General features: G+C 64.2%; 12 protein-coding genes. 2 read left to right on the top strand and 10 right to left on the bottom strand.

Features of this window, described 5'->3' with window-relative positions:
- Window positions 1–164: 164 nt before the first annotated feature.
- From NF876_RS05025 to NF876_RS05060, 8 genes are read right to left on the bottom strand one after another with little or no spacing between them, the layout of a single operon-like run.
- Window positions 165–878, bottom strand: a complete 714-nt coding sequence (locus tag NF876_RS05025) for a bestrophin family protein (protein ID WP_315975004.1) — start codon at window positions 876–878, stop codon at window positions 165–167.
- A 30-nt stretch (window positions 879–908) separates the two neighbouring features.
- Window positions 909–2,327, bottom strand: a complete 1,419-nt coding sequence (locus NF876_RS05030; protein ID WP_262267747.1) for a M20 family metallopeptidase — start codon at window positions 2,325–2,327, stop codon at window positions 909–911.
- A 47-nt stretch (window positions 2,328–2,374) separates the two neighbouring features.
- Window positions 2,375–3,247 carry an alpha/beta hydrolase family protein gene (locus tag NF876_RS05035; protein WP_262267748.1) on the bottom strand — a complete coding sequence of 291 codons (873 nt, stop codon included), beginning with the start codon at window positions 3,245–3,247 and terminating at the stop codon, window positions 2,375–2,377.
- Window positions 3,244–4,248, bottom strand: coding sequence for an ABC transporter ATP-binding protein (locus NF876_RS05040; RefSeq protein WP_262267749.1), 1,005 nt, complete (start codon window positions 4,246–4,248; stop codon window positions 3,244–3,246). Before NF876_RS05040 ends, NF876_RS05035 begins: the two co-directional genes overlap by 4 nt.
- Window positions 4,245–5,228 (bottom strand): ABC transporter ATP-binding protein, encoded by a 984-nt coding sequence (locus NF876_RS05045; RefSeq protein ID WP_262267750.1) that lies wholly within the window; start codon window positions 5,226–5,228, stop codon window positions 4,245–4,247. Before NF876_RS05045 ends, NF876_RS05040 begins: the two co-directional genes overlap by 4 nt.
- On the bottom strand, window positions 5,225–6,133 hold the full coding sequence (locus NF876_RS05050; protein WP_262267751.1) for an ABC transporter permease: 909 nt from the start codon (window positions 6,131–6,133) through the stop codon (window positions 5,225–5,227). The genes NF876_RS05045 and NF876_RS05050 overlap by 4 nt, the downstream gene beginning before the upstream one ends.
- Entirely contained in the window at window positions 6,130–7,107 is a 978-nt protein-coding gene (locus tag NF876_RS05055) for an ABC transporter permease (RefSeq protein ID WP_262267752.1), read from the bottom strand. Before NF876_RS05055 ends, NF876_RS05050 begins: the two co-directional genes overlap by 4 nt.
- A 42-nt stretch (window positions 7,108–7,149) precedes the next feature.
- Window positions 7,150–8,760 carry an ABC transporter substrate-binding protein gene (locus NF876_RS05060; RefSeq protein WP_262267753.1) on the bottom strand — a complete coding sequence of 537 codons (1,611 nt, stop codon included), beginning with the start codon at window positions 8,758–8,760 and terminating at the stop codon, window positions 7,150–7,152.
- Window positions 8,761–8,863: 103 nt separating this feature from the next.
- On the opposite strand from NF876_RS05060, the gene NF876_RS05065 reads away from it, so the two are divergent.
- A complete protein-coding gene (locus NF876_RS05065; protein ID WP_262267754.1) occupies window positions 8,864–9,736 on the top strand; it encodes a MurR/RpiR family transcriptional regulator in 873 nt (290 codons plus the stop codon).
- A 109-nt stretch (window positions 9,737–9,845) separates the two neighbouring features.
- Here NF876_RS05065 and NF876_RS05070 read toward each other — a convergent pair whose 3' ends face one another.
- Together NF876_RS05070 and NF876_RS05075 are read right to left on the bottom strand one after the other, a co-directional pair.
- Window positions 9,846–10,382 carry a cupin domain-containing protein gene (locus NF876_RS05070; protein ID WP_262267755.1) on the bottom strand — a complete coding sequence of 179 codons (537 nt, stop codon included), beginning with the start codon at window positions 10,380–10,382 and terminating at the stop codon, window positions 9,846–9,848.
- Between the two features lie 75 nt (window positions 10,383–10,457).
- A complete protein-coding gene (locus tag NF876_RS05075) occupies window positions 10,458–10,802 on the bottom strand; it encodes a hypothetical protein (RefSeq protein WP_262267756.1) in 345 nt (114 codons plus the stop codon).
- 282 nt (window positions 10,803–11,084) lie between these two features.
- Here NF876_RS05075 and NF876_RS05080 point away from each other — a divergent pair, with 282 nt between their 5' ends.
- Window positions 11,085–13,505, top strand: coding sequence for a penicillin acylase family protein (locus tag NF876_RS05080; protein ID WP_262267757.1), 2,421 nt, complete (start codon window positions 11,085–11,087; stop codon window positions 13,503–13,505).
- The last annotated feature ends 160 nt before the right edge of the window (window positions 13,506–13,665 follow it).

Here is a 13,665-nt window from a genome sequence, read left to right on the forward strand (position 1 = left end):
ATGAGACGTCCCGCCTGATAGGCCCGGCGGGACGTCCGCTCTGATCGCGGGGAAGTGATGGTTCAGTTGAGGGTGATGGAAGTCGAACCACAATCCGCACGATGCGCTCTTCAAAGAGTGGAACATCGGCCCCAAAAGTGGCTCCACTTTTCACGCCCGATGCTCTAGGTCAGGATTTGATCAACTGGCTCCAGGAGGGGAGGCAGGTCCGTTCGTCCGAGCGCCTCCAGCAGTTCGCGCTCAATCACGCGGATCATGGCATCCAAGGGCAGATCGTTCATCTCTTGCCCGAATGGATCCTCAAGCTCATCGCCAAGGGCATCCAGACCAAAAAACGTATAGCAGATGGTGATCACAAGCAGAGGCGTCCACCAGCCGAGCGCTTCTGCCAGCGCGAATGGCAGCAGGACGCAGAAGAGATAAGCGGTCCGATGCAGCAGGAGAGTGTAGGCGAAGGGCAGCGGCGTTGCTTTGATCCGCTCGCAGCCCGCCTGGACGGCACTCAGGGCACTCAGACGTTGCTCGAGCACGGAGTACCGGATGTCGCTGATCGTGCCGGTTGAGGTCAGTTGGGCGCATTGTCGCCCGATCTCGCGCAGGACCGCATCGGTCGGGTTCGCGCCGGCGCCCGTGATGTCCTGTCCGATCCAAGGCTTCATTCGGCCGACCTCATCCTGGTCGCGCAGCCGGGCCGCCAATCCATGCGCAAAGCCACACAGGCCGAGCAGAAGCGGCTCGCGCCGAGCCACATCGAGATCCATTGTCTGACGAGCGAACGAGCGCGTTTCGATGATGAGTTGGCCCCAGAGCTTACGAGCCTCCCACCAGCGGTCATAGCAGGCGTTGTTCCGAAAGCTCATGAAGATGGAGAGGGCAATATTCGCCGCTCATGCGGCATCCGCGCCCAATCAGACCCGCGACATGTCCAAGGGGGGCTCGACCCCCTCACGAAGCGGGCTCACATATGGCGTTTCCCGTGTCCTCTGGGCGAGATCGGTCTTGGCGGCGTCTATCAAAGAGGGATCGGTGATCGCGGCCATCCCGGTGGCTGCCATGGCCTTGGCGACATGCACCATCGCCTTGTGTGCCGTCGGCATCTTGCCCTGGGCGACGACCTGCCATGTGTGAAACGGTGTGCCGATGGCGACCGTCGGCGCGTGCGCCTGGACGGTCGGCACCACCCAGCTCACGTCGCCGATATCGGTCGAACCGATCATCGGCTTGCGCGGCGAGTCGAGAGGCGTCAGGAAATCGGCCAGAGGGGCATCGGTCTTCGGCTGGCCGATGGCTCGGTAGACCGACGCAATCTCCTGGTCCGACAGCGTTGCGCGGATCTTGCGGGCAAAGTCACGGTCGGCCTCGTCGAAGGGCGGAGGCCCAAGCTCCTCCATGGCATCGTGCAGGGCATGTTCGAGCGGCGTGTTCCCGAGCGTGTTCGAGACGGCGCTGACGATGCGCATCTCGACGCTGGTTTCCGTCATGAGGGCGGCACCCTGGGCGATCCTGTGCACGCGCTCGACGAGGTCGAGCATACCCTGAAGGTCCATGGCACGGATCGAATAGCGCACGCGGGCATAGGCCTGCACCACGTTCGGCGCGATGCCACCCGTGTCGAGCAGGGCGTAATGCACGCGGGCGTCGGACGGCATGTGCTCGCGCATGTAGTTCACGCCGACATTCATCAACTCGACCGCATCGAGCGCGCTTCGCCCCAGATGGGGCGAGGCAGCCGCGTGAGCGGCTCGGCCCGTGAAGGCGAAGTCGGCGCGCGTGTTGGCGAGCGACAGCGCGGGCGCGACCTCCCAGAAACTGTAGGGATGCCATGATATCGCGATATCGGCGTCGTCGAAGGCGCCGGCGCGAACCATGAAGGCCTTGGCCGCGCCACCTTCCTCGGCCGGGCAGCCGTAATACCGGACGCGGCCCGGAATGCCCTTCTCCGCAAGCCAGTTCTTCAAGGCGATCGCGGCCAGCATGGCGCCCGAGCCAAGAAGGTTGTGACCGCATCCATGTCCATGGCCGCCGGGCTCGATGGGGCGATGCTCCGCAACGCCCGATTCCTGGCTGAGCCCCGGAAGCGCATCGTACTCACCGAGGAATGCGATGACCGGGCCGCCTTCGCCGGCTTCGCCGATGATTGCGGTCGGGATGCCCGCGACGCCCTCGGTGACACGAAAGCCCTGGTGGCGCAGTTCCGCGGCATGTTCGGCGGCCGAGCACACCTCGGTGTAGCAGACCTCCGGCATCCCCCAGATGCGGTCGCTCAAGGCAACGAGGCGGCTCTTCGCGGCATCCACGTGCTGCCAGATCTCATTTCGGACGTTCATGTCTTGCTCCAGAATCGGTCGTGGACGGTCGGCGAGGCGACGTTGCTCTACAAGGCGCCCACTTCAGCCGTGATCAGCTCTTCGGCGGGTGGAATACGCCCTTCGAACCAGTAAGCGGCGGCCGCGCGGGACATGGCGGCACCGTCGTGGCCCACGCCTTCGACGCGGATCAGCTTCCATCGGAAGGGAAGCCCGAGGCGCTCGGCTTCGCGGCGGGCGAAATCGTAGACGAACTGTGCGCGCTCGTAGCGATGCGCCCCCTGCCTCAGGGCCTCCGCCTGCGCCGGCAGGTTCGGGTCGTCGGTGCTGATGTCCTGATCGCCCGCGAAGATGTGCATCGGATAGGCGAACCAGCGCGCCATGCCGGTTTCATCGAGGCCGAGGCCGCCGAGCCCTTCAGGGAAGCTGCGCTCCAGGGTCGGCAAGGTGTACCAGCCCGGATTGCCCGCGATGACGGCCTCGAAGGAGCCGTGGTCCTGCGTTGCGAGCATCCGGTGCGCGAACTGTCCTCCGGCCGAATGGCCGAAGAGCCGCGCCTTCGCGCGACGGGTCACGCCGCCTTCCTGCAGGGCGGCCAGGACGCGGGCCGGAATGCCGTAGAGCCACTTCTCGACAGGACGCACGCTTCCGCCGTCCTGGATCACCAAGCCGTTGTTGTACGATTCCGGTCCTGGAAAATGCGCGTCGGAGAAGGTGGGTGCGGCAATTAGGATGCGATGCTTCTCCGCGGCGGGAATCCAGAAATCCCGATACTCGTCGCCGTTGCGAAGCATGCCGTGCTGGACGATGACGACCGGATCGTCGGGGCCGTGGCCGGCCGGACGATAGACGTTCACCTCGATCGGCCTGTCAGGGTGATGCGGATCGACGAAGGGAAGCGAGCTGCGGCCGATGTCAGGGCGGAGAGTCGTTGTCGTCATGTGTTGTCCGAGGTGTGGAGATGGCAGGCTGCGCTGCGTCCGGGGGCGATCTCTTTCAGGGCCGGGCGAACGTCACGGCATAGTGCCATCGCGTGCTCGCAGCGAGGGTGGAACGGGCATCCGCCGGGCGGCGCCAGAGGGGAGGGCAGCTCGCCTTTGAGCGGCTGGAAAGCGCGCTTGCGCCGCGCCGTGGAGGGGCTCGCCGCAATGAGCGCGGCGCTGTAGGGATGGGCCGGTTCCGCGAAGATGGCCGAGGCCGGCCCGATCTCGACGATGCGCCCGAGATACATGACCGCGACGCGGTCGCTGATATGCCGGACGACCCCGAGATCGTGGCTGACGAACAGATAGGTCAGGCCATGCTTCTCGCGAATGTCCATGAACAGGTTGATGACCTGGGCCTGAATCGAGACGTCCAGCGCGGAAACCGGCTCGTCGCAGACCAGGAACCCGGGCTTCACGGCGAGCGCGCGGGCGATGCCGATACGCTGGCGCTGTCCGCCGGAGAACTGATGCGGATACCGGTTGCGATAAGCGGCATCGAGGCCGACTTCGGTCAAAGCCTTGTCGACGGCGGCGTCGATATCCCTCTTCGGCAGCAGGCCGTGAACCCGCAAGGCCTCTCCGACAATGGTGCGCACCTGCATTCGCGGATTGAGCGATGCATAGGGGTCCTGAAACACCATCTGGACCTTGAGCAGATAATCCAGCCGGTCCTTGCCGCGCAGGTCCGCGACGCGCCGTCCTTCGTAAATGATGTCTCCGGCGGTGGGTTTCGTGATTCCGGTCGCGGCCCGCGCCAGCGTGGACTTTCCGCAGCCGGACTCGCCGACGAGGCCGAGCACCTCGCCCCGCTCGACGCTGAGATCAACCCCATCGACCGCTTTGAGCACGGGAGGCAGCGGGGCGCTTCCGGTTGCCGCCAGAATGCGCTGGGCGATGGTTGCCTTGCCGCGAAAATACTTTGTGACGCCGCGCAGCTCGAAGAAGGGTTGAGTCATGGAGCATGGCCTTCGGGCACGGGATTGTGGCAGCGATAGCTCCGCCCGCTGCTCATGACCTGCGGCGGGGGATCGATCTGCGTGCAGGCCGGCATGGCGCGCTCGCACCGCGGACGGAACGGGCATCCACTCGGGCGCGCGTCGATGCTGGGCGCGGCACCGTTGATCTGCCTCAGTCGCTCGCCGGGAGCGACCATCGCGGCCGAGGAGCCGAGCAGGCCGAGCGTGTAGGGATGGCGAGGACGATCAAGTACGTCGTCGACGGTTCCTGTCTCGACGATCCGCCCGGCATACATGACGGCGACCCGGTCGGCGAGCTCGGCGACGACGGCGAGATCGTGCGTGATCCACAGGACCGCCGTGCCGGTCTCCCGGCTGAGCTTCTGAACTTCGAACAGGATCTGGCTCTGAATCGTGACGTCCAGCGCCGTCGTCGGCTCATCGGCGATGATCAGGTCGGGCCTGTTCAGAAGGGCGGTGGCAATCGCCACGCGCTGGCGCATGCCGCCCGAAAACTCGTGCGGATACTGCTTCAAACGCGTCCCGGGAGAGGAAATGCCGACCCGGGACAAGGCTCGGGACGCCTCTTCGAGGGCCTCCTGCATGCCGCACGGGCGGTGCTCCTGGATCGCCTCGCACATCTGCTCGCCGATGGTGAGGACCGGGTTGAGGGTCATCAGCGGATCCTGGAAGATCATCGCGATGCGGTTGCCCCGCAGACCGCGCAGGCGTTCCTCGGTCGCCTGGCGCAAATCCTCTCCCTTGAACAGGATGTCGCCGGAAACGATCTCGCCGGGGGCGTCGATCAATTGGACCAGGGAGAACCCGGTCACCGACTTCCCGGAGCCGGACTCGCCCACGAGTCCGACGATCTCGCCGGGCTGCACCACGAGATCGACGCCGTCGACGGCCGGCCATGCCCCGGCAAGATCGTGAAAGACGGTTCTCAGTCCACGCACTTCGAGCAGCGGGGAGGTCATTGGCCCCTCACATTGAAGCTGCGGCGCAGGCGCTCGCCCACGAGGTTGAGCGACATGATCAAGAGCACGAGAGCGATGCCCGGGAAGGCCGCGATCCAGTATTCACCCGAGAGCAGGAACTCGAATCCGTTGGCGATCAGAAGGCCGAGGGATGGCTGCGTCACCGGAACGCCGACTCCCAGAAAGGACAGGGTGGCTTCCAGCGTGATCGCGCCCGCGATGCTGATCGTCGAGACGACGAGGACGGCGCTGATGGAGTTCGGCAGGAGATGAGTCAGCATGATGTGGCGGGTCGGCAGGCCGAAATTGACTGCGGCTTCGATATATTCCTTGCGCCGCTCGACGAGGGCCGCCGCGCGCATGAGGCGGGCATATTGCGCCCATTGCACCAGAATGATGGCGATGATCACCTTGTCGACGCCGCGCCCGATCGAGGCGAGGAGCACGAGGGCGATCAGGATCGACGGGAAGCCGAGCATGAAGTCGACGACTCGCATGATCGCCGCATCGATGGCTCCGCCGAATTGGGCCGCGACGAGCCCCGCGAGAATGCCGATGGCGAGCGCGCCGGCGGTCGATGTGAGGCCGACCAGAAGGCTGGTCCGCAGACCGTAGAGAATGGCGCTGAGCATGTCGCGGCCCTGCGCGTCGGTGCCGAGCCAGTAGGTGATGCCGCTCATCCCCTGCGCTCCAGGCTCGAGGCGGTTGTCCATCACGCTCAGCGACGCGAGGTCGTGCGGGTTCTGCGGTGCGATGAAGGGAGCCAGCAGCGCGAGCAGCAGGAGGATCCCCAGAAGGATGACCGCGCCTCGCGTCGTCGGGCGGCTCTTGATCCGGCGCAGGACCTTGTGGCGCAGCGCCGTATCGGCGCCGGCCGTCACGGCCGCCGTCTTTGAAGCAGTCATGCCATTTCTCCCGTCAGCTTCACGCGGGGATCGAGTGCCGCGTAGAGAATGTCGACGAGGAAGTTCACGGCGACGAAGAGGAACGTTGCGAGCATCACATAGGCGACGACCACGGGGCGGTCGAGCTGGTAGATGCTGTCGATGAGGAGTTTGCCCATGCCCGGCCAGGCGAACACGGTCTCGGTGATGGTCGAGAAGGCCACGAGGCTCCCGAATTCCATGCCGGCCACCGTCACGACGGGAATGAGGATGTTGCGCAGCACGTGCCGCCCGACGATGCGCTTGCGGCGCACGCCCTTGGCGCGGGCATATTTCACGTAATCCTGCGTCATCGCTTCCGTGGTGCCCGCCGCCACGAGGCGGATCATCAAGGCCATGTTCGGAATGGCGAGGTTCAGGGCGGGCAGGGCGAGATGCTTCAGGCCATCGAGGGTCAGCAGGCTCGTCGGGATGCCGAGAACGGAAACCGTCTCGCCGCGTCCCGCCGTCGGCAGCCAGCCGAGGAAGACGCTGAAGAGCAGGATGAGCATCATGCCCTTCCAGAAGCTCGGAAGGGAGAAGCCGAGGATCGTTCCGGCCATGATGGCGCGGCTCGGACGGCTCTCGGGATTGAGCCCGGCCAGGAGACCGAGCGGAATGCCGATGATTGCGGCAAGGCTCATGGCCAGGAGGACGAGCTCGAAGGTGGCCGGCAGCCGCGCCAGGATCAGGTCGACCGCCGGGACGCCATGGACGAAGGAGATGCCGAGATCGCCTTTCAGGGCCTTGCCCAGGAAGCCGAGATATTGCTGCCAGACCGGCAGATCGAGCCCGAGGCGCTGGATCATGGCCGTGCGCTCGGCGGCGCTGACTTGTGGCGGAACCAGGAGCTCGATCGGGTCTCCGATGCCATAGACGGCGAGGAAGACCACGATGGAAACCGCGAGCAGAACCAGGGCGCTCTGGATCAGACGTTGCAGGATGTAGGCCGTCATGGGAGGCGTTCCGATCTGCTCGCGGCTTCGTTCACGGCTTGCTCACTTGGCGGGCTTGACCTGCATGGCCATCGTGAACTGGTCCGCGCGGCCGACGTAGTTCAGGTTCGCCTTGTAGGCCCAGATGGTGCTCTCGAAATGCAGCGGGATGAATGCGCCGCCTTCGATGGCTTTCGTTCCGGCCTGCTTGAGAAGCTCGGACCGCTTGGCATCGTCCAGGGTGGTGATCGCCGTGCGGATCAGCTTGTCGAATTCCGGATCGGCATAGCCGCCGTAATTCGAGCCGCCGATGGTCTTCGATTCGTCCGGGGTCGCGGCCCACTGCTTCAGGAAGGACGAAGCCTCGCCGCTCGTGGAGCCCCAGCCGCCGAGCGCCACGCTGAATTCCTTCTTGGCGCGACGCGGGAAGTAGATGGCGCGGGCCATGGCGTCCACTTCGGAGCGGATGCCGACCTGCGTGAGGTACTGAGCAACGGCCTGCGTGATCTGGCTGTCGTTGATGTAGCGGTCGTTGGTCGTCGAGAGCGTGACCTGGAAGCCGTTCGGATAGCCGGCCTCCGCCAGGAGCTTCTTGGCCGCGGCCGGATCGTAGGCGAGCTTCGGCGGGTTCTCCAGCGCGCCGAACATGCCGTTGGGCAGGAACTGATAGGCCGGCTCGGCGGCCCCGTCCATGATGCGCTTGATGATGGCGTCGCGGTCGATGGCGAGCGACATCGCCTTGCGCACGCGCGCATCCTTCAGCGGGTTCTTGCCGTTCTCCGCCTTCACGAACGGGCTCGGCTCGCGCTCCACGTCGAGCTGGAAGTAGATGACGCGGGTCGAGGGCGTGATCACATGGCCGAAGCGCTTGTCGTCCTTGATGCGGGACACGTCGCGCGCAGCCGGGTTCTCGATCACGTCGTAGTCGCCGGCGAGGAGACCCGCCAGGCGCGGGCCGGCATTGGGAACCGGGACGAAGGTCACGCTGGCCCAAGGCTCCGCCGGGCCCCAGTACTTTTCGTTGCGTTCGAGCTCGACGCTCGTCCCCTTGGTGTAGCTCTTGAACTTGTAGGGGCCGGTGCCGATGGCGAGCTTGCCATCGTTGAAGTCGCCGACGACGGGCCATGCTCCGGTGACGCCGCAGTTCTTCGCGACATCGAAGGTCAGCTTGTCATGCGGAAGAATGGACGAGCTCAGGATGGCGAGGCCGGACAGGAAGTTCGGCAGCAGGGGATCCGGTGCCTTGGTGGTGATGACGATGGTGTGCGGATCGGGCGCCTCGACGGCCGTGAAGTTGCCCGTGATGTCGGCGAACGAGCCCGCGATCGCCGTCTCGTTCTTCAGGGTGCGGCAGAAGCTGAAGATCACGTCGTCGGCGGTGAAGGGCTGGCCGTTGGAGAACGTTACGCCTTGGCGGAGCTTGAAGGTCCAACGATTCTGTCCGTCGTTCTCCCAGGACGTCGCAAGGTTGGGCAGAACTTTCTGCTTCTCGTCCTGCTTGGTCAATCCGTCGAAGATATGAGCCGCCAGGGCATTGTTCGGCGTCAGATCATGATAGTGTGGGTCGATGGCGGTCGGCTCCGAGCTGAGCGCGATCTTGAGGGACTGCGCCCATGCGGGAGCACTGAGCAGGCAGGTGCTGGCGACGAAGGCAAATAACAGTTGACGGCGCATGGAATGTCTCTCCGGTTCCCTTGGTGGCTGCTTTTTTGACAGATTTATTTTCTCAGATTAAAGATCATGAAAATATCCTGACGTCAATCAGTCTGGAGTGCCCGTGTCTCACGTCCTGAAGCCGACGACGGATCTGGCTCACCGCATTGCGCTCGTGTACGCCGCGCTCAGCGACGCGCATCGGCGCGCGGCGGACTTCGTGCTGCAGAACCCTTTAGAGACGGCCACAATGACGATCGAGGGTTTCGCGGAGCGCAGCGGCGCCTCGACGGCGACGGTGACACGCTTCGTCCGCTCTCTGGGTTACGCGGGCTACGGCGAGTTCCGGGCGGCGCTCTCCGAGGCGCTGCGACTGGCGATGGCCCCCGTCGACAGTTTCGCCGATGCCCACAGCACGAAAGGCTCCGCCTTCGCGACCTTCGTGACATCTCTCAAGGATCAGGCTGCCAACCTGGACGAGACCCTCGCGGCCGTCGACGAGGAAACCTGCTCCCGGGCCATGGACGTCCTGTTGTGCGCCCGTCGTATCTTCATCGTCGGATCCGGGGCAAGCCACCATGTGGCGGCGCATCTGGATGAAGGATTGACACTCTATCTCGATGCGAACGTCATCTTCGCATCGTCCCGCGGAGGCGCTGAAAAAGCGGTCCGGCACCTGATGAATGTGGGGCCGGATGATCTCGTTCTGGCCATCTCTCTTCCGCGTTATTCACGGGGAACCGTCGATCTGGCGAAACTCGCCAAGAACCGTGGGGCGAGGATCATGGCCCTGACGGACGGGCCGAGTTCGCCGCTTGTCCCCATCGCCGACATCACCCTCTTCGCTCCGGCGAGGAACCGGCTGCTGCCGAATTCGCCGACCGCCGCCTTCGCGCTTGCCGATGCCATCGTTGCCGCGGTGGCCCGGGAGCGGCCCGACGCCGTCGAGGCCTTGAAGGAACTCAGTGAAAGTCTTCTCTGGACGTTCTATCAGTGACAATCTGGCGTGGAGCCGCTCGGATGCATCGTTTCGCCGCGACAAAGGACTGCTCCTGGCACGAGGCAGACGAAGACTGAACATCCGTGATGATAGGGTCAGCTGACCGTCATAGGGCCACGCTCAACGGCTCGGTTTGACCCGAATCGCTGTGGAATCGCTGTGTTGGCAGTGTATTGTCGGGATCTGATACGCGAGTCCGACCCTGCCGTTCGCCGTCCGGCGCTGATGCGACAGCCGGGTTATCTCGGAGCCGTCGAACGGTGGAAGCCCAAATCCCCTCGACAGCAAAAGCCTCGCTTTCGCCTGGCCACGGCGGCATCGTTGTCCCAACCGCGGTCAGGGGCTCGGGTGAAACCGAGCGAAACTGAAAGCAGGTTTCTGGCGGGATCGTGATGGCAAGGCCCGGCTCCAGGTCCACGATCTCTTCGTGCTGATGCGAGCGGCGCCACATTTGCCCGCGGCCCGACACAAAGTACCAAACCTCCTCCACGGTATGATGCGCCATTGCCATTGAGACCGCATGCGGCGGCAGCGTAAAATGCGCCAGGCTGCCTCGGCTGGTGCTGCACAGGACCCGCACCTCGGAACCGTCAGGCGCAATAGCGTCAGGGAAGGTGCCGAGCTGTTTGGTGGCAAAGGACATCGAGTGTGCTCCTGCAGCCGAGTGGCGACGGTTACCATACCCGATGGGGCCCTGCGTTGCATGCTTCAGCGCCGGTCAAGGAATAGGATTACGGGGGCCTTCGGCAACCACCATCAGGATGGCGGAGAGCACGCTCGCTAGGGCCAGGGTGCCCAGCGCGAGCGTGCGCAAAGGGATGTGGCGGCTGGTCCAGGATAAACGGACCGCTTCGCGATGCTGCTGCCGCGCGGTCAGCTGATCGGCTGCCCTCGCGTTGAGGAGAGTGTCCACATCATCAAGCAAGTCGATCAGGTCCTGGGAGAGGGCTGTTTTCCGCCAGTGCTGCCGCTGATCCTTGCTTGTTTTCAGCTTGATGGACTGCGCTCGAAGAAGGGCCTCCGCATGGATCTCCCGGCGGATCACAAGAACGCCCAGGAGCATCAGAACAGGTATCAGAGCCAGCAATCCGAAAGCGATCCAATCGGCGAGTGTGAAGCTTGACTGAGGGACATCCATGGCGGTTCCTCCGCAGAGCTGTCCGTAAAAAGCGCTTCCTGAGCACACTGACGCTCGTTCGGACCAATCCTTTGCTGCTTCTATGGTTTGGGACCCGCTGACCACCATCTCATCTGGAGTCTTTTAGACAAAGCATGAGAACCAAAACGGTTCAGGCGCGTGTCTCAGTTAGGCCTCCCGGGTCGTCAGGTTGTGGCAGGAGATCGGATGCGGTTGCTCGGAAACCTTTCTCAGGCGCGCTTTTGGATCCGCGGGTCACTCGCCTTGGCGGGCGCTCTTATGATTTCGGTCCTGACATTGGCCGCATCCGTGTATTGGCAGTTGCGCGCCAGCCTGCCCGCCCTGGAGGGCAGAGTTGCGGTGAGCGAGCTTTCAGCTCCCGTCACGGTGACACGGGATGCTCGAGGGGTGCCGACCCTGAGTGGTCGCTCCCGGGTCGATCTTGCCTGGGTGCTCGGCTTCCTGCATGCGCAGGAGCGCTTCTTCCAGATGGATGGTCAGCGCCGCCTCGCGGCCGGCGAACTCTCCGAACTGGTCGGAACCGTTGCCTTGAACCTGGACCGTCAGCACCGCGTGCATCGCTTCCGGGCCCGGGCCGCCACAGTTCTGGCCGCCATGACGCCGGACGAGCGCGCGACGATCGATGCGTATGTCGGTGGGGTCAATCGAGGCTTGCGAGAGTTGGGCGCTGCTCCCTTCGAGTACATGATTCTGCGTTCCACGCCCGTGCCTTGGACAGCCGAGGACACCATCCTGGCCGTCTATGCGATCTATTTGGACCTGCAGAAAGACGACGGGGCAGCCGAGAGACAGCGCGCTGATGCGGAGGCGACCCTCGGAGGCCCACTGGCAGCCTTCCTGTTTCCTGAGGGCACAACGTGGGATGCACCCCTCGATGGATCGACCCTGCCGGTGCCGGAGATGCCAGACGGCGGTGCCAGGACCAAGGCCGGTCTTCCGTTGCTGCTCAAGGGGGGCGGGGAGGAGGCCGTCAGCCGCGGGAGCAACGCTTGGGCCGTGGGGGGCAGTCTAAGTGCCCGCGGGACGGCTCTCGTGGCCAACGATATGCATCTCGCCCTGAGGGTTCCAAACACCTGGTACAGAGCACGCCTCGTGCTGAGTGACGAGAGCGGCGGCACCACGCTCGACATCACAGGCGTTACGCTGCCCGGAACTCCGAGCGTCGTCGCCGGCAGCAATGGCAAGATCGCCTGGGGCTTCACCAACAGCTATATCGATACGGGCGATGTCGTCATCCTCGAACCGGTCGCGGCAAACCCTGATCTCTATCGCACGCCCACGGGTCCTCGGCGCCTCGACCATGTGGAGGAGCGCCTCTGCCCGAAGGGCACGGCATGCGAGATCCTGTCTATCGATCAGAGCATCTGGGGGCCTGTGATCGCTACCGACCGACAGGGCCGCAAGCTGGCTTATCGCTGGATCGCGCACGATCCGGCAGCAGTGAACCTGCGCGGCATGTTGGACCTTGAACGAGCCGTGACAGCGGGCGCGGCGCTGGACATCGCCCATCGGTTGGGCATTCCGCATCAGAACCTTGTCGTCGGCGATGCTCAAGGCAACATCGGCTGGACCGTGACCTCGGCGATACCGGATCGCTTTGGGTTCGATGGACGATTACCGACCTCTTGGGCAGACGGCACCAAGGGCTGGAACGGATACCTGGCGCCGGAGGACGTGCCGGTGGTTTATAATCCCGAGAACCGGCGCATCTGGACGGCAAACAGTCGAGTGGTCGGCGGGGAAGCCTTGGCGAAAATCGGTTCTGGCGCCTACGCCCATGGATCGCGTGCGCGCCAGATCAGGGACAAGCTATTCGCCAAGGACCTCTTCGACGAACAGGATATGGTGGCGATCCAACTGGATGATCGTGGAGTGTTGCTGGAACGGTGGCAGGCCCTGATGCTTGAACGACTTCGAGCCAGTAAGGGAAACTCTCGCTACGCGGCTCTTATCCCAACAGTGGAGAACTGGGGCGGTCGGGCCGTCCCGGACTCCGTTGGCTATCGGCTTGTCCGCACCTTTCGGATGGAAGCTATCAATGCTGTCTATGCTGCCTATACGGCGCCGATGCGAACAGGCGAGCCCACGCCGGCGAGCGGGCATTCCACTCAGCCTTTCGTCCCAAAGCAGGCCGACGAGCCGGTGTGGCGGCTGTTGACGGCGCGCCCGGCGCATCTTGTCCCTCCTGGGTACCGGGACTGGGATGCCGTTGCGGACGCCGCGATCGAGAAAGTTCTGTCCGCCGTTGCCGGACAGGCACATGGCCGGCTTGAAGCCTTCACCTGGGGCGCTGCCAACCGGGTCGAGATCAGGCATCCCCTTGCGGGAGCCATCCCTGGGCTGGCGATCCTCCTGAACCCGCCAAGCGTCGCTCAGTCGGGGGATCTCTACCAGCCCCGGGTCGCGAGCCCGAGAACGGGAGCATCGGAGCGGTTCGTGGTCGCGCCGGGGCATGAAGGAACAGGAATCTTTCACATGCCGACCGGTCAGACCGGTCATCCTCTGGCGCCGTACTACAATGTCGGCCATGAGGATTGGTTGAGGGGTCGCGCGACCCCATTCCTGCCGGGGGAACCGAAGTGGCACATTGCCTTCGAGCCACAATGAGCGCGCCTTTGATCGAAAGCGCGAGGTCGGGAGTTGGCACGCCGCCCTTACGAGATGCAAAAGCTCTTCGGTTCCTTGAGCAGGACGACTCCATTTCCTAAAGCATCGGACGTGAAAAGTGGACTTGCACTCTTGGGATCCATCCGATGCGCTCGCTTTG

The sequence above is a fragment of the Microvirga yunnanensis genome (genome assembly GCF_025460875.1).